General features: G+C 49.5%; 13 protein-coding genes. 11 read left to right on the top strand and 2 right to left on the bottom strand.

Features of this window, described 5'->3' with window-relative positions; all coding sequences use genetic code 11:
• Nucleotides 1-21: 21 nt before the first annotated feature.
• Complete coding sequence (gene glgD, locus ACFRAM_RS22970; protein ID WP_066374518.1) at nt 22-1,125, top strand: glucose-1-phosphate adenylyltransferase subunit GlgD; 1,104 nt, start codon at nt 22-24, stop codon at nt 1,123-1,125.
• A 76-nt stretch (nt 1,126-1,201) separates the two neighbouring features.
• Nucleotides 1,202-3,634 (top strand): glycogen/starch/alpha-glucan phosphorylase, encoded by a 2,433-nt coding sequence (locus ACFRAM_RS22965; protein WP_379468436.1) that lies wholly within the window; start codon nt 1,202-1,204, stop codon nt 3,632-3,634.
• A 91-nt stretch (nt 3,635-3,725) separates the two neighbouring features.
• On the opposite strand, the gene ACFRAM_RS22960 is transcribed toward ACFRAM_RS22965, so the two are convergent.
• Nucleotides 3,726-4,205: a GAF domain-containing protein gene (locus tag ACFRAM_RS22960; protein ID WP_379468434.1), complete on the bottom strand. Its 480-nt coding sequence runs from the start codon at nt 4,203-4,205 to the stop codon at nt 3,726-3,728.
• A 223-nt stretch (nt 4,206-4,428) separates the two neighbouring features.
• Between ACFRAM_RS22960 and ACFRAM_RS22955 the strand changes: the two genes are divergently transcribed.
• The 3 genes from ACFRAM_RS22955 to ACFRAM_RS22945 all read left to right on the top strand — a co-directional run bounded on the left by ACFRAM_RS22955 (nt 4,429) and on the right by ACFRAM_RS22945 (nt 6,989).
• The gene (locus tag ACFRAM_RS22955) at nt 4,429-4,728 is read left to right on the top strand and encodes a hypothetical protein (protein ID WP_175372167.1); all 300 of its coding nucleotides are present in this window, start codon (nt 4,429-4,431) and stop codon (nt 4,726-4,728) included.
• A 166-nt stretch (nt 4,729-4,894) separates the two neighbouring features.
• Nucleotides 4,895-5,479, top strand: a complete 585-nt coding sequence (locus ACFRAM_RS22950; RefSeq protein ID WP_379468431.1) for a GNAT family N-acetyltransferase — start codon at nt 4,895-4,897, stop codon at nt 5,477-5,479.
• Between the two features lie 10 nt (nt 5,480-5,489).
• Complete coding sequence (locus ACFRAM_RS22945; protein ID WP_379468602.1) at nt 5,490-6,989, top strand: MDR family MFS transporter; 1,500 nt, start codon at nt 5,490-5,492, stop codon at nt 6,987-6,989.
• A 636-nt stretch (nt 6,990-7,625) separates the two neighbouring features.
• On the opposite strand, the gene ACFRAM_RS22940 is transcribed toward ACFRAM_RS22945, so the two are convergent.
• Nucleotides 7,626-8,093, bottom strand: a complete 468-nt coding sequence (locus ACFRAM_RS22940) for a MarR family winged helix-turn-helix transcriptional regulator (RefSeq protein WP_066374506.1) — start codon at nt 8,091-8,093, stop codon at nt 7,626-7,628.
• A gap of 291 nt (nt 8,094-8,384) precedes the next feature.
• Between ACFRAM_RS22940 and ACFRAM_RS22935 the strand changes: the two genes are divergently transcribed.
• The 6 genes from ACFRAM_RS22935 to melA all read left to right on the top strand — a co-directional run bounded on the left by ACFRAM_RS22935 (nt 8,385) and on the right by melA (nt 16,301).
• Nucleotides 8,385-10,181 carry a cache domain-containing sensor histidine kinase gene (locus ACFRAM_RS22935; protein WP_379468429.1) on the top strand — a complete coding sequence of 599 codons (1,797 nt, stop codon included), beginning with the start codon at nt 8,385-8,387 and terminating at the stop codon, nt 10,179-10,181.
• Complete coding sequence (locus ACFRAM_RS22930) at nt 10,174-11,196, top strand: response regulator (RefSeq protein ID WP_379468427.1); 1,023 nt, start codon at nt 10,174-10,176, stop codon at nt 11,194-11,196. The genes ACFRAM_RS22935 and ACFRAM_RS22930 overlap by 8 nt, the downstream gene beginning before the upstream one ends.
• A 216-nt stretch (nt 11,197-11,412) precedes the next feature.
• Nucleotides 11,413-13,092, top strand: coding sequence for an extracellular solute-binding protein (locus tag ACFRAM_RS22925; RefSeq protein WP_379468425.1), 1,680 nt, complete (start codon nt 11,413-11,415; stop codon nt 13,090-13,092).
• Nucleotides 13,074-14,024 carry an ABC transporter permease gene (locus ACFRAM_RS22920; RefSeq protein ID WP_379468423.1) on the top strand — a complete coding sequence of 317 codons (951 nt, stop codon included), beginning with the start codon at nt 13,074-13,076 and terminating at the stop codon, nt 14,022-14,024. The genes ACFRAM_RS22925 and ACFRAM_RS22920 overlap by 19 nt, the downstream gene beginning before the upstream one ends.
• Before the next feature lie 15 nt (nt 14,025-14,039).
• The gene (locus tag ACFRAM_RS22915; protein WP_379468421.1) at nt 14,040-14,924 is read left to right on the top strand and encodes a carbohydrate ABC transporter permease; all 885 of its coding nucleotides are present in this window, start codon (nt 14,040-14,042) and stop codon (nt 14,922-14,924) included.
• 78 nt (nt 14,925-15,002) lie between these two features.
• Nucleotides 15,003-16,301: an alpha-glucosidase/alpha-galactosidase gene (gene melA, locus ACFRAM_RS22910; RefSeq protein ID WP_379468419.1), complete on the top strand. Its 1,299-nt coding sequence runs from the start codon at nt 15,003-15,005 to the stop codon at nt 16,299-16,301.
• The last annotated feature ends 62 nt before the right edge of the window (nt 16,302-16,363 follow it).

The following is a 16,363-nucleotide window of genomic DNA, read 5'->3' as shown; positions in this document are numbered from 1 at the left end:
TGTAGAGGACGGTGGAATCCGATGAAGCAACTGATGGGTGTAATCAATTTGGATCATGAACTCGACAAGCTGAATGAGCTAACCTATTTCCGCTGCGGCGCAGCCGTGCCTTTTGCCAGCCGTTACCGCCTGATTGACTTTGTGCTCTCCAATATGATGCGTGCAGATCTGGAGAGTGTGGGGCTATTCGTCCGCCGTAAATACCGGTCGCTGATGGACCATCTGGGAGACGGGAAGTCATGGGATATGAACCGCAAGCATGGCGGACTGTTTATTTTGCCTCCGGACTGGAACGACCCGACCGACACCTCACAAGGAGACCTCCAGCACTACCACAACAATCTCGATTTCTTCAAGCGGGCTTCCGCCAAATACATCGTGTTCTCGGGCAGCCAGCACGTCAATACGATCGACCTTCAGGATCTCTATCGCTATCACCTCGACAAGGGCGCCGATGTTACGCTCGTCTATAAGAAAATCGAGCATCTCCAGCCGGAGCATGATCTGTGCCGGCGCATCGAATGCGATGAAGATCAACAGGTCACCGAAATTCACCACGAGAAGGACCACCCCAACCTCTATCTTGATATTTTTATTATGGAAAAAGAACTGTTTCTGGAGAAGGTCGAATACTGCATCGCCCATGGGGAGAGTTATTTCTTCCGGGATGTCATCCAGAAGCAGCGCCACAAGCTCAAAATTGCCGCCTATGAATACCATGGTTATCATGCTGTTATCAATTCTTTGGAGAGCTATTATAAGAACAGCCTGGAATTGCTCCGGCAGGACAATTACTTCAGCCTGTTTCGGGAGAATCCGGTGCAGACGAAGATCAAATATGAAGCGCCAACCCGTTATCTGGAGAGCGCGAATGTCAGCAACTCGCTGGTGGCCAACGGCTGCATTATCGGCGGCACGGTGGAGAATAGCATTATTTTCCGCGGAGTACAGGTCCGAAAGGGTGCAAGGATTATCAACTCGGTCATTATGCAGAAATGTGTGATTGAAGAGGATGCTGTCATCGAGAATGTCATTATGGATAAGGACGTCCATCTCAGCAGGGAACGCATCCTTGTCGGAGATCATAAACGTCCATTCGTCATCGCCAAGAGCAGCAAGATTTAGCAGGAGGAACCCGGGTAATCCGGTTGTTGTCTGTCGGTTGTTTTACTAAAAAAGCATTGTTAGGAGGAACCATCTGTTGTTTAACGATAAAGAAACCTTCAAACAAGTGTTCCGCGAGAGACTCATCGGAAATTTGGGTAAACCGCTCGCAGAAGCTTCGAACGCCGATGTCTACAATATTTTGGGAAGCATGATCCGCGAACGCGCTGGAAGTAACTGGGCAGATACGAACCAGAAGTACAAGGCTGATAAGGATAAGCAGGTATACTATTTTTCAATGGAGTTTCTGATCGGCAGGCTTCTCGGCAATAACCTGTTGAATATGGGTGTGCTGGAGCTTGTGCGTGAGGGACTGACTGATCTTGGCTTTACCCTTCAGGATGTTGAAGAGGAGGAAGCGGATGCGGGACTCGGCAATGGCGGTCTCGGGCGTCTGGCGGCTTGCTTCCTGGACTCGCTGGCTTCCTTGCAATATGCGGGACATGGGTGCGGGATACGATACAAATACGGTCTGTTCGAGCAGAAGATTGTTGACGGGTATCAGGTGGAGCTGCCTGATTACTGGCTGCAGAAGGATAACGTATGGGAAGTACGCCGTGAAGACAAGGCCGTGGAGGTGCGTTTCTGGGGACGGGTGGAGACGGATGCCAAGGATGGAGAATTGGTCTTTACGCATAAAGATTACGAGGCTGTGCGGGCGGTGCCTTACGACATTCCCATTATTGGGGCTGATCACAGGCATGTGAACACGCTGCGTAACTGGAGCGCGGAGTCGATTACGCAGCCGTCCCGGACGCTTGGCGTGTTGGGCGGTACAGATTATCACAAATATTTGGAATACAAACGATCCGTTGAATCCATCTCGGAGTTCCTCTACCCGGATGATACAGAGTATGAAGGCAAGCTGCTGCGGCTGAAGCAGCAATACTTCCTGTGCAGCGCAGGGCTGCAAAGTATTTTGCGAACCTTCGGGAAGCTGGGTCTGTCCTATGAGGAGCTGCCGAATAAAGTAGCCCTGCATATAAACGATACACATCCTACGCTGGTAATCCCTGAGCTGATGCGGATTCTGATGGATGAGAAGGGATTTGGCTGGGATCAGGCGTGGGATATCACGACCCGGATGGTTTCTTATACGAACCATACCATTCTGAGCGAGGCATTGGAGAAGTGGCCGCTGCAGATGGTAAAAGAATTGCTGCCGCGTATCTTCCTCATTATTGAGGAGATCAATGCCCGCTTCTGTGGTGAGCTGATGAGCCGTTATCCTGGCGATCAGGACCGCATCGCGCAGATGGCGATTATTCATGACGATCAAGTGCGGATGGCGCATCTGGCGATTGTCGCCAGCCACAGTGTGAACGGAGTGGCGGCGCTGCACACGGATATTTTGAAAAAGCGTGAGATGCGGCTGTTCAACGAGATGTACCCGCATCGTTTTAACAATAAGACGAACGGAATTACTCACCGGCGTTGGCTGCTGCACGCTAATCCTGAATTGGCTGGCTTGATCAATGACTCCATCGGCACCCGTTGGAAGCATCATCCGCAAGAGATGATCGGGCTGATCAAATACTGTGAGGATGCGTCTTTTCAGGAGCAAATCGCTGGTATCAAACGCCGCAACAAGCTCCGGCTGGCTGAATATATCAATAGCAAGCATGGGGTATGGGTAGATCCAGATTCCATCTTTGACGTTCAGGTCAAGCGGCTGCATGCCTATAAACGTCAACTGCTGAATATCTTGCATATCATCCATCTCTACAATCAGATCAAAGATAATCCGTCGATGGATATGGTGCCGCGTACCTTCATCTTCGGGGCCAAGGCTGCGCCTAGCTATCATCTGGCGAAGCGGATCATCAAGCTCATTAATACCGTGGCCGATGTCGTCAACAATGATCCTGATATCAAAGGCAAGGTGAAGATTTTCTTCCTGGAAAATTACTCGGTTTCCCTGGCTGAGAAGATCATTCCCGCTGCGGATGTCAGCGAGCAGATTTCTACAGCAAGTAAAGAAGCGTCCGGCACCGGCAACATGAAATTCATGATGAATGGTGCGTTAACGATCGGTACGATGGACGGGGCCAACGTGGAGATGCATGAAATGGTGGGCGACAACAACATGTTCCTGTTCGGCCTGCGGGCGGAGCAGGTGCTCGATTATTACCAGCATGGCGGTTATAACGCCCGGGATGTCTATAACGGTGACGGCAGGGTCAAAGAGGTGCTGGACCAGTTGATTACACCAGGGCCAATCTGTAGTCACACTCAGGAATTTGAGACTATCTATCACTCGCTGCTGGATAACAATGATGAGTTCTTCGTGCTCAAGGATTTTGCCAGTTATGTCGAGACCCAGGTCGAGATTGATCTCGCTTACCGCAATCGTAAGGAGTGGATCAAGAAATCGATTATCAACATCGGTCATTCCGGCAAATTCTCCAGTGATAATACCATTAGCCGTTATGCGTCCGAGATTTGGAACATCCACCCTGTGCTGCTCTAGTGGCAATAGATAAATACACAAAAGAACGGCTGCGCCTCTCACTATAGAGAGGGCAGCCGTTCTTGTTGTGTTTTTAATGAGACGATAGAACTTAGATAGCTTCCACGATAATCGCTGCGAAGCGTTCCAGAAAACGGCGCTCTTCGTCGTCAAAACGATCCTTGAGCGGACTGTCGATATCCAGAACGCCGAGCAGTTCCCCACCTCTGATCAGTGGAACCACAATCTCGCTGTTAGAAGCGGCGTCACAGGCGATATGCCCTGGGAAGGTATGGACATCGTCCACGACCAGTGTGCGGCGCTCTGTTGCAGCTGTACCGCATACCCCGCGGCCCAGTGGAATACGGATGCAGGCGGGCAAGCCCTGGAAGGGTCCCAATACCAGCTCGTTGCCATCGAATAAGTAGAAACCGGCCCAATTCGTGTCCGGCAGAGCGTGTTTAAGCAGTGCTGAGGCATTGGCCAGATTGGCCATTGCGCTCGGTTCGTCCTTGATGAGTGCCACGAGCTGAGTCAGAACCGTCTCGAATCGCTCGTTGCGTGTTCCATCATAAGGCATAGCCTGAAACATAAAGTATCACCTTCCTGTACCTTTGAGTCAGTATAATTCCTTAACTGTATCTACCAACATAGTACAGCCCGGAAGGTACGTCAAGCCTTAAGCGGATGAAGCATGAAAACTTGATCAATCCGGTATCCATGGACTGGAAAGTGGCAGGTCAATGTTTCCGCTGGCAGACCTAAGGGTAATGCATTAATAAATACCGAAGGCTCATGGCCGGAAGGAGTGGAATATGCGCGCCGATGTACAGAACTTGTTCATAGGAATTCACATGCTCTATTTTGCACATGAGAAGGATCTAACGATTGCGGGGATGCAGCCTGAACTGGAGAAACTAGGGTACCGGGTGGCTGAACGCGAAGTGAAGCAGGAACTGGAAAGGCTGACCCAGGAGAATTTCCTGACCGCCCATGATGATGCCTACAGCCTCACGGGCACAGGCATTGAAGAATTCAAGGCTATACAGGACAAGCTGGGGGTTCTCTGCACGGAAGTGCTTAAGCCGGTCAAGGCGGCAGGGACTACAGGGTAATCTGTAAAGATAAATAAACATAAGCGTCTATAGTCGGGCATTAGTTGCAGCCCGATTACAGACGCTGTTTTTGTGTGCAGAACAGCATTTTCATGGATATGCCCTCTCTTCTGCAAGAGAAGTCTGCAAATTGATGTATAATAAGTAAAGTTGAGGAGGCGAGAGCGTGGAGTCACACAATGAGGATATGCCTGAGCTTGTGGGAACCCGAGTGAGGCTGCGGGCGTTATCGATGGATGACGCGGCTGCACTGCATATCATCTGGAGTGATCACAGTGTTGCCCGCTGGCTGGGGGCTCCACCGCTGGTCTCCGTGGAGGAGACTCAGGAACTGGTGGCGCTCCTTCTGCAAATGGCGCTGGAGGAAGAGAGCAAGCGCTGGAGCATCGTGTTGCCCGGCGGACAGCTTATCGGTAGCTGCGGCTTCAATTACTGGCAATTTGACGGTGCGTACCGCGGTGAGATCGGCTGTGAACTGGCGCCTGCCTTTTGGGGACAAGGTTATATGACAGAAGCGCTAAAGCTGCTGCTGGATTACGGGTTCGGGCAGATGGGGCTGAACCGGATTGAGGCACTGTGTCATCCGGTCAACACAAGAGCTGCACGTCTGATGTCTTCGCTTGGCTTCGAACGCGAGGGCCTGCTGCGGCAGTACCGTCATACCCCCTCAGGTTATGAAGATTCCGTTCTGTACGCCTTGCTCCGTCAAGACTTTCGGAGAGATTACTTAGAGAGAGAAGGTTCGGATTAAATTGAGCAACATGGGAGAGAAAGAACGCCGGCTTATTTTGATTGGTGTCCTGCTGGCTACCTTTTTGGCTGCGATTGAGGGTACTGTAACTGGCCCGGCCGGTCCGGCGATCGTCGGTGATTTTCAGGGCATTCAATGGCTGAGCTGGATATTCACTGCTTATCTGCTGGCTATGGCCGTCAGCACGCCAATCTTCGGCAAAATCAGCGACCTGTTCGGCCGCAAGCCTGTCTTTATCGGCGGTACCGCGGTCTTTTTGCTGGGCTCGTTGTTATGCGGGATTTCGCAAAGTATGGAACAACTGATTGTGTTCAGGGCCATTCAGGGGATTGGCGCTGGGGCGCTGATTCCGATGACCTTTACGATTATGGGCGATATCTACAACCTTGAAGAGCGAGCCAAGAAACAAGGACTACTAAGTTCTGTCTGGGGGATATCCTCGTTGATTGGCCCGCTCCTTGGCGGGTATGTCGTCGATTATTTAAGCTGGCGCTGGGTATTTGTATTCAATCTGCCCTTTGGCCTGCTATCTATTGTATTCATCGCGCGTTATCTGAAGGAAGGAAAAGTGCGCCGGAAAGCACATATTGATGTCGCAGGCGTGCTGCTGTTTGCCGCCGGGATGAGTGCGCTGCTCTTTGGGCTTACTGTCGGCGGTCAAAATCTGCCTTGGTCTTCGCCGCTGCTGCTCTCCATCTTAGGGGCATCTATAATCCTGCTATTTGTGTTCGTCATGGTAGAACGACGTGTGGCTGAGCCGATGCTTCCGCTGGAGCTATTCCGGATTCGGAACATTTCCGTATCCACAGTGGCTAATGTACTGGTCAGTATGCTTATTATCGGGCTCTCTACGTATATCCCGCTTTGGGTACAGGGTGTGAAGGGCCAAAGTGCAACGATTTCCGGGGTAGTGCTGGCACCTTTGTCCGTGGCCTGGGTATTTGGTTCTTTCGCAGGCGGTCGAATGATTCTCCGCGCGGGTGCCCGCCGGGCAGGTCTCATCGGCACCTTTTTCATAGCTGCAGGCGTAGTTGGGTTAATCTTCCTTGCGGGGCATTCATCGCAGGCACTGCTATTAATTCTGATGACGGTAGCCGGGGTTGGTTTCGGCTTTGCTTCGATCGTGTTCACTATCATTGCCCAGTCCTCAGTAGGGCATGAACAGCGCGGAGCTTCTACAGCCTTGAACACCTTTACCCGTTCGTTGGGTCAGACGGTCGGTGTGGCGATTTTTGGTTCATGGCTTAATTTGAAGATTAACGGCCTGCTGTCGAAACAGCCGGGTGGGGAGAACGCCGGGGGCGATATTAACCAATTACTGAACCCTCATGGCGGGAGCTCCCTATCAGGAGAAGCCTGGACTACTCTCCGTGGCGCACTTGAAGGTGGTCTTCACTCACTGTTTATCGTGATGGCCGTGATTTCCGTCTTATCCTTGATCTTCAGCTTTGGGCTCCGCAGCGGGGTGCCTTCTGCTTCAGAGGAAGGTCTGTCTTTGAAGAAGGCGTAAGGTGTAAAACGTGAAGTTTGTCTAGGTAACTTGTTTGAGATAGACCGTACTAAGCGTGAAGTTGCCGAGGAGGAAGGTTTCAACGTCATTACGGTGATGTTAAACTCTATGTAGAACGCATTCCCACAGTGTAATTAAGGGCATTTTTGTACCCTAAATCTTACCCAACAAAGGGTTAATGAAAGATAAGTGCAATATTGCACCTTAAATCTGCCACAATGGGCCTTTCAGCGTACTTTTTTCGAAATTAAGCTACAATAATGCTCTTATTTTCTCTTTTTACCTATATTTCAAAAAAATAAGGTACAAAAATGCACTTAGTTAGGGAGTTGGACCATTTTTTCGTTGTTAAGAAGAGTGGTTAAGTGGATGGCCATTAGCGCCCTAAAGCCCTAACTTCACCACGATCACACTTGGTCTTCTGTACTTTAAAAATAGCTTCATTTCGATACCTTCAAAAACTAACTTCGTTCTGTACCCTTAAAAACTAACTTTAGAGCTTGGCAAAAGGCTCTCATCCTTCGCAAACGGTGGAAGGATGAGAGCCTTTTGTTCTGTACTCGGAGGTACATTTTATTTAGTACACTTTGACGAGAATCCCATCGTGGCCGAGTGCAGCTATACTGCTCAATTCCCTTACTTGCGAGGGAGTGGAGACAGTTTCTCAGCCTGTAGGCCCATCTTCTTGAGCAGCACAATCATCTGCTCCTTCTCTTCGTCGCTCAGCCCGCTGAACGCAAGATGCAGTCTCTCCGAATACTTCGGATACATCTCGTTCATCAGGCGTTCGCCTTCCGCCGTTAACTCGGCAAAGATCACCCGCCGGTCACTTGGGCAAGGCTTGCGCTGCAGATAGCCACGCTCCTCTAGCTTGTCGATGACGTAGGTGACGTTGCCGCTTTGCAGCAGAAGCTTGGCCCCGATCTGCTGGATTGGCTGCGGCCCTTTATAGTACAGAACTTCCATAACAGCGAAGGCTGTCGGATTGAAGCCTTCGATCTTGCTACCAGTAACGGCGTGCTCGTTGATGCTCTTGAAAGACTTGGCGAATACCCGGTACAAATGCAGTGTTAATTGAGTATCACGTTCATAAGATTGTATCATGTCTCTCCACCCTCTATAAGTTAATCGTGTGAACGCGTCGCACGGTTCGATGTCAATGCCTGTATTGCTAGGGTCACCTGTGCAGCGATCCTGAGATAACTTTACAATACGTTAAAGAAACGCAGAAGAACATGTGATTTGTCACAATGAGCACACTTTTAATTATTAAAAATCAAACAATTTTTTGAACCGGTCCATTTTCGCTTCTTTTTCCGCAATGAAGCAAAGATTTTTTGGTTGTTCTGCAGGCATCGGACGGTATAATGGAGGGGATATACGGAAGTTTCACTTGTGACACACTTGAGTCATCAGCTTGGCTTGCGGGCAGAAAAAGGGAGTGTTGTCTTGCTTCGTTCAAACCGAACCTATTTCAATTTCCGGTCGCTGCGGGGACGGCTGGCCTTCGTGCTGGTACTGGCGGCCATCTTTCCGATTGTCGTCATTGGTTTTATTTCTTACCGCTGGATTTACACCGTACAGACGCAGAAGATCGATCAGGATTTGCAGAATAGCGTGATATGGCAAAAAGAAGAGCTGGAACGGAAAATCGAGGAAATGGAACGGGTATCCCAGCTCCTCGACATAGAGGGCGGTATTGGCCGTGATGTCGTACGCTTTTTGGATAGCACGGCCCCTTATGAACGTTCTACGCTATATAGGAATATCTCATCGTCCATGGCCAATGTAAACTTCTCTAATCCCAATCTGGGTGCCATGTTCTTCTATTCTCCGGATTCCAGTCAGAAAGTGATGTTTCCGAATTCACCTGATCTTGCCGGATTTGAACCAGAGCGCTTAAAGTTGTTGTTTCAGCAGCGTAATTTCTCCTATTATGGGCCTGACCGCACGCTTACCCGAACGGATAACAATCTTGTATTTTCATTGATGCGAAAGCTGGAGAATTCTCCGAGGCCGCCGCTCTATGTATACATTGAGATTAAGGTGGTCGGCTTCAGCGATCAATTTGCCGATACCTCTGGCCGTTCTCCGGGGGATCATCTCTATTACACACTGATGAATGACAGCGGCGAATTGTTATTCAGCAACTTGCCGGAAGCCTCATCAGCGGCCATTAACGGGGCGCATCCGCTGCCCGCTGGCTATAAAGCTTTTGAAGCGAAGGGACAACATGGGTGGAAGCTGTATCAGTTCGTGCCTATGAAGGATTACAAGCATGAAATCAACAAATGGATTTCGCAGTTTATTCTGTTCTCGCTTTTGTCGCTTTTGTTTGGGGTGTCTCTGGCTTGGGGCGTCTGGCGCATGGTCTATCGGCCGCTACGTATGGTAAATCATGAGATTTTGAATTTCAGGCAGCAGCGCGTTGCTGAGCCTCCTACCGATACCGGGCTGGTTGAATTTAACCATATTCTTTACAATATTACAGAGATGCGAAACCGCATACATGAGCTGATTACAGACGTAGAGGAAAAAGAGAAACGGCGCGGCAAGCTCGAGGTGGAGAAATTGCTGGTGCAGATCAACCCGCATTTTTTGCATAACACCTTGAATACGATTCAATGGCTAGCCCGTATGCAGGGTCAGACCAACATAGCGCAGCTAGTGACGATTTTTACAAGAGTGCTGCATTATAATCTCGGCAAACAGAATATTATAGTCGAATTAAGGGCGGAAATTGCCGCCTTGAAAGATTATATTGAATTGCAAAATATACGCTATGACCATATATTTAACGTGGACATTCAAGTTCCGGATGAGCTTCTGGACATACAGGTGCCGAGATTTATTCTGCAACCCCTTGTTGAAAACGCTCTATATCATGCTTTTAATCAAGATGAGGGTGAGATTACCGTGCTTGCTGTGCTGGAAAATTCGGATACGCTTATGATTGAGGTGTGCGATAACGGCTCCGGGATACCGGCGGCGAAGCTGACGGAGATGTTAAGTGAAGAACGAATTGATCAAGGGTCCGGCTTAGGGATCGGTCTGCGATATGTACGTAAAATGCTTGAGGTTTACTACGGTGATTCTGCAGAATGGATTGTGGAAAGTCATCCTGATGCGGGGACCTCTATTGTAATGAAGCTGCCTACTGTGATCAGGGAGGAGAGGGTACAGAATGATTGAAGCTCTCATAGTCGATGATGAAGGTCTGGTCCGTAAAGGCTTGCGGGTTATGCTTCCCTGGGAGCAGCATGGCATTCGAATTGTCGGGGAAGCAGCCAGTGCCGAGAAGGCTTTGGAGTTCATGCACACCCATTCTATTCGCCTGCTGGTAACGGATATTACGATGCCGGGGATGTCGGGACTTGAACTCATCGAACATCTGAATGAGATCCATTCGCCAGTCAAGGCGGTTATTCTAACCTGCCACCAGGATTTTAATTATATTCAGCAAGCACTCCGCCTCGGCGCTATCGATTATATTGTCAAAACACAGCTGGAGGATCAAGACCTGAATGCTCTGCTAGGCCGGATTGCTGCTGCTGTCAATCAGGCAGAGGTGGAACCAGCGGCTTCAGGAGCAGCGCCTGAGATGACGACGGCGATGTTGGATCAAGAAATGCACAAACTTGCATGGGTGTTTCCAGATGAGGAATTTGAGCGTCTAATGGATTTCATGCAAGCGAAGAATAATGGACTTGACCTGCAGACGGTGATCGGGAATTGGTATGATTTTGTCCATCAGGCATTCCCCCGATTTGAAAAGAACGATCTTTTACCGGAGAGTGGTTCAGGTAACCGCAACGTATCCCGGTTAGTGATCCAGCGCCAACGCTTGCAAAAGTGGCTGCGGGCTTCCGGCTACAATGAGGAGGTTCTGGTATCGATTATCCGTGCCATCAGTCTGATCCTGGAAGACCGGGAGGAACCGCTGAAGCAGTCCGGTCTGGCCAGAGAAGTGAACTTAAGCCAGAGCTATTTTAGTATATCCTTTAAAGAAGTCATGCGGATGTCATTCACGTCCTATATGCAATGGGTCAGTATTGAGCGAGCCAAGCAACTGCTCCGTTACACGAACCAGCCTATTTACTGGATTGCTGAACAATGCGGGTTTACGGATCAGCGGTACTTCAGCCGGATTTTTAAAGACGCGACAGGGATGCTGCCCAGTGAGTTCAAACAAACATCTACTTCGTAAACTTATTATTTCAGCCTATATTTTGCACATCCCATCAAAACCATGGTCTCTTACGTGGTTTTTTTCTTTTTTTAGGTGGATGATTTTTAGGAGGAATGTGTAGCGTTTATTGCACAAAAAATTCATACAAGTCGAGAATGATAACCTGTCACTCATTTTTGTAAACGCTTGCTATAATCACAGTGTACTTATCATAAACAAAAAGGGGATGTCCGTGTGGGGAAAGCAAAACTGCTTGTAACCGGAATTACAGTGATGGCATTAATGTTCGGGGCTACGGCATGTGCGGGCAATAATAACGAAGCCAAAAGCATTAACAATGCGCCCGAAGAGTCAAAGCCGCAAGCCGGGAATATGGATCCAATGGGTAAATATGATCCTGCTATTACCGTTACAGCTGTCCGCGCAATCTCGGATGGCATGACCTTTAGTGAAGGGGAGTCGCTTCAGAACAACGTTTGGAGCCGTGCCTATGAAAAGGAACTGGGGATCAAAATCAACTATGACTGGACAACGCCGACAGCCCAATATGATCAAAAGCTGAATATCGCCATCGCATCAGACCAGCTGCCCGATATTATGAAAGTGAATGCGGCCCAGCTAAAGCGCCTGGTAGAAGATGAACAAATAGAAGAATTGACTTCATTCTATTCCAGTACCGCTTCTGAATTTACCCAGAAGATTCTCTCGGAGGACGGAGGCAATGCGCTGAAATCAGCTACCTTCCAAGATAAGCTGTATGCCCTTCCGATGATGGGTTCAGGTCTTGGTCAAGCTGATGTGCTGTGGATTCGGGCCGATTGGCTGAAGAATCTTGGACTCGATGTACCGAAGACGATGGACGATCTGATGTCTGTGGCGAAAGCCTTCACATTTAACGATCCTGATCAGAACGGTAAGCAGGATACGTACGGGCTTGGACTTAACAAGGATATCGCTGATAAGGATGCCGGGGCTTATTATGCCGCAGCAGAAGGATTCTTTAACGGGTACGGTGCTTATCCGAATATTTGGGTCGACAAGGATGGAGAGCTTGCTTACGGCAGCATTCAGCCGGAGATCAAGACCGCACTGGCAGCCCTTCAGAGCATGTACAAGGATGGCTTGCTCGATAAGGAGTTCGGCACCAAGGATCCTAGCAAAGTGAATCAGGATGCCGTGGCAGGCAAGGTCGGCATGCTGTACGGTTACTTCTGGAATACAGGAGCCGGTTGGCTTCAGGATAGCAAAATCGCCGATCCGAAAGCGGATTGGATTGCTGTACCGCTTCCGTCTGTGACGGGGGAGCCGGCGAAAGCACAGGTGCCTTTTGCGATTAATTCGTACTACGTCGTGAAGAAGGGTGCGGAGCATCCGGAAGTTGCGGTCAAACTGTTGAATCTGGCACTGGAGAAACTATGGGGTGAAACTGCAGAGCCGGATGTCTACAACACGGATGCCGAGAAAGGGACTGCATTGTTCAACTATGCCCTGTTATACGGAGAAGCCCCGCGCAAGAATCTGGATGCCTATCTAAATGTCACTGACGCCTTGAAGACCAAGGATCCTTCCAAGCTGAATCCGGAGGAGAAGGGATATTACGATAGCTCGGTTAAGGCGCTTGACGGTGACAACAATTACTTTGGTGTTCTGAATATGTATGGTGAGAAGGGCTCGCTCTCTGTACTCGAAGGTTATTCGAAGAATAACACGCTGCAAAACGATCTGTTCTTCGGCGCACCTACGGACGGAATGACTGAGCATAACGCTACCCTGCAAAAGCAGCAGCTCGAAACCTTCACGCAAATTGTCATGGGTGGAGACCTCAATCAATTTGACCGCTTTGCGGAGAACTGGAAGGCTCTTGGCGGCAGCGCCATTACAAAAGAGGTGAATGAATGGAACAAGTCGCGGTAGGAAAAACCGGGAAACCGCAAGTACCGAGCTCTAAATTACGTAGGTCCAACTGGCGAGAGCTACCCTATCATCTGATGATTCTCCCAGGATTTCTGCTGGTGTTCATTTACAGCTATATTCCGATGGCCGGGATTATGATGGCTTTTCAACGCTATCGTCCGGCCAAAGGGATTCTTCATTCGCCTTGGGTGGGCTGGAGCAACTTTGAATACATGCTGAATATTCCTGGCATTTATCAGGTGCTATGGAACACGGTATTTATCGCGTTAATGAAGATTATTGCGGGAATCTTGGTACCGGTAGTGGTAACGCTACTGCTGAACGAGGTGAGGGTCCGCTGGTTTCAGCGGGGCATTCAGACGATCATCTATTTCCCTCACTTTCTGAGCTGGATCATTCTGAGCGGTATTCTGATTGATATTTTGTCGCCTTCAACAGGAGTAATCAACAGCCTGCTTAGCTTCTTTCACATCAAGCCTGTGTTCTTTCTGGGCGATGTAAAATGGTTCCCGTACACCATGGTGCTGACGGATACCTGGAAGGAATTCGGTTATGGAACGATCGTATTCCTTGCGGCACTGACGGGGATTAATCCGGCTTTATACGAAGCCGCCTCGATAGATGGGGCTGGCCGCTGGAAGCAGACGCTTTATGTGACGCTACCTGGTATGCTCCCGATCATTATTCTGATGACTGTGCTGAGCCTTGGCAACGTGCTGAATGCGGGGTTTGACCAAATCTTCAATCTGTACAGCGCCCAAGTGTACCCTAGCGGAGACATCATTGATACGCTGGTGTTCAGAATCGGGATGCAGGATGCCAATTATGGTGTCGCTACTGCAGTGGGACTGTTCAAATCCGTTGTGTCACTGATCATGATAGGAGCCTCCTATCTGCTGGCCTATCGCTTTGCCGGGTACAAGATTTTTTAAAGAAGGAGGAGACCTGTGAATAGACATAATAGCCCTGGACGGCGCGTCTTTCTCATTCTGAATTACACTTTTCTGATTCTGCTTGGGCTGGCTTGTCTGCTGCCGCTAATTAATGTGCTGGCGATTTCGTTCAGTTCAAGCACGGCGGTAAATGCCGGAAAGGTCAGTCTGTGGCCGGTGGAGTTCAATCTAGATTCGTATCGGTTTGTGGTCGGGAAGCCGGAATTCGTAGAGTCCTTTCTGGTTTCGGTGAAAAGAGTGCTGGTCGGCGTCCCGGTCAATATGGTGCTGACCATACTCGTCGCCTACCCGTTGTCCAAGGAGCGCGGCACATTCCGCTTCCGCAATTATTACGTATGGTATTTCATTATTACGATGCTGTTCAGCGGGGGATTGATTCCCTGGTATATGACGATTCGGGCGACAGGTATCCTGGATACGTTCTGGGCACTTATATTGCCTGCGGCAGTGCCAATTTTCAACGTCATACTACTGCTCAACTTTTTCAAGAACATCCCGCCGGAGATTGAAGAAGCCGCGCGGATTGACGGTAGTGGAGTGTGGCAGTCGCTTTGGAGAATAGCTGTGCCATTATCAGCTCCGGCGATTGCAACATTAACCCTATTTTGCATCGTAACACATTGGAACTCCTGGTTCGACGGTCTGATCCTCATGAACAATCCTGCACATTATCCGCTGCAGACGTATCTGCAGACCATTATCGTCAATCGGGATATGAGCCTGATTAATGTGGCTGATTTGACCCAATGGGCAGCCATTTCAGACCGGACCTCGCGGGCGGCCCAAGTATTTGTAGCGATGTTGCCTGTCATGCTCGTCTATCCTTTCCTGCAGAAATATTTCAGCCAGGGCATTGTGATGGGAAGCGTGAAGGGGTAACGAAGCAGTGAACTAAGTTTTCCCTTATAAAAATCAGATTTTACTCAAATTTATAAACAGAAAGTAGAGGAAGACCTCATGACCAAAATTGCCTTCATTGGTGCAGGAAGCACTATTTTTAGCAAAAATGTACTGGGTGACTGTATGACTACGCCGGCTCTAGCTGATGCGGAAATTGCCTTGCATGATATTGACCATGAGAAGCTGTTCAATTCCGAGAAAATGCTGAAGAACCTCAGCCGCAATCTGGGCGGACGCGCTCAAGTGACTGCTTATACAGACCGTAGAGAAGCGCTGCGGGGGGCCGACTATGTCATTAATGCAATTTCTGTCGGGCAGTATGAGCCTACGATTAAGAGTGATTTTGAGATTCCGCATAAATATGGACTGAAGCAGACCGTTGCGGATACGCTTGGGGTGGGTGGAATTCTTCGCGGTCTGCGGGCTGCATACGCTATGCTGGAATTCACACGGGATATGGAGGAGCTGTGTCCGAACGCCTGGTTCCTTAACTATACGAACCCAATGGCTATCGTAACGGGAGCGGTACTGCGTGGTTCGAAGATCAAGAGTGTAGGATTGTGCCACAGTGTACAGGTGTGTGCCAAAGAACTGCTGGAAGGACTGGACCTGCCTACGGACAATGTCCGCTACCGGATTGCAGGGATCAACCACCAAGCCTGGCTGCTGGAAATCACGCGTAATGGTGAGGATATGTATCCCGAGATTCGCCGCCGTGCCGCAGAACGTCCAGCCCCGCATGATGATATGGTACGTTATGAGATCATGAAATCCTTCGGTTTCTATGTGACAGAATCCAGCATGCACAGTGCGGAATACATGCCATACTTTATCAAGAGCGGCCAGCCGGAGCTGCTTGAGCAGTACAACATCACGACAGACTGGTACCTGACTTGGGGCGACAGCAAGGCTGAATATTGGCAGGAGGTCATGGACTCCCTCGTCAATAACCCGGATGTATCGCATTCACGGACTCATGAGTACGCTTCTTATATTATCGAGGCTATGGAGACCGATGTGTCGTTTAAAATCGCCGGTAATGTACTCAACACTGGAGGCCTGATCGGCAATCTTCCTCAGGATGCGGTTGTAGAGGTGCCTTGCCTGGTGGATAGCCAAGGCGTCACTCCTTGCAAAGTAGAGGATTTGCCGCCGCAATGCGCTGGCCTCAACCGGACCAATGTCAATATGCAATTGCTGGCCGTTGAAGCGATCTTGACCCGCAAACGCGAACATATTTACCACGCGGCGATGCTTGACCCGCATACTGCCGCCGAGCTCTCGCTGGATCAGATTCGGTCGCTGATCGATGAAATGCTGGAAGCGAGCGCAGAATTCCTTCCGGAATTCATATAGAAAGCAATCCTGCGTCAAGCTGGGATTAATTATTGAAGTGAAGGGCCTTCTTCTGCAGATGT

It is taken from the genome of Paenibacillus sp. NPDC056722 (assembly GCF_042790635.1).
In the GTDB taxonomy this organism is placed as follows: domain Bacteria; phylum Bacillota; class Bacilli; order Paenibacillales; family Paenibacillaceae; genus Paenibacillus_AQ; species Paenibacillus_AQ agri.
Note: the sequence above shows the minus strand (reverse complement) of the source record. Positions and strands in the feature narration are given on the sequence as shown.

Bases quoted from the DNA above. Each gene is read 5' to 3' on its own strand.
- ACFRAM_RS22960 (WP_379468434.1), bottom strand. From the start codon at position 4,205: ATGTTTCAGGCTATGCCTTATGATGGAACACGCAACGAGCGATTCGAG.
- ACFRAM_RS22930 (WP_379468427.1), top strand. From the start codon at position 10,174: ATGATTGAAGCTCTCATAGTCGATGATGAAGGTCTGGTCCGTAAAGGC.
- ACFRAM_RS22945 (WP_379468602.1), top strand. From the start codon at position 5,490: ATGGGAGAGAAAGAACGCCGGCTTATTTTGATTGGTGTCCTGCTGGCT.
- ACFRAM_RS22920 (WP_379468423.1), top strand. From the start codon at position 13,074: ATGGAACAAGTCGCGGTAGGAAAAACCGGGAAACCGCAAGTACCGAGC.
- ACFRAM_RS22955 (WP_175372167.1), top strand. From the start codon at position 4,429: ATGCGCGCCGATGTACAGAACTTGTTCATAGGAATTCACATGCTCTAT.
- melA (WP_379468419.1), top strand. From the start codon at position 15,003: ATGACCAAAATTGCCTTCATTGGTGCAGGAAGCACTATTTTTAGCAAA.
- ACFRAM_RS22940 (WP_066374506.1), bottom strand. From the start codon at position 8,093: ATGATACAATCTTATGAACGTGATACTCAATTAACACTGCATTTGTAC.
- glgD (WP_066374518.1), top strand. From the start codon at position 22: ATGAAGCAACTGATGGGTGTAATCAATTTGGATCATGAACTCGACAAG.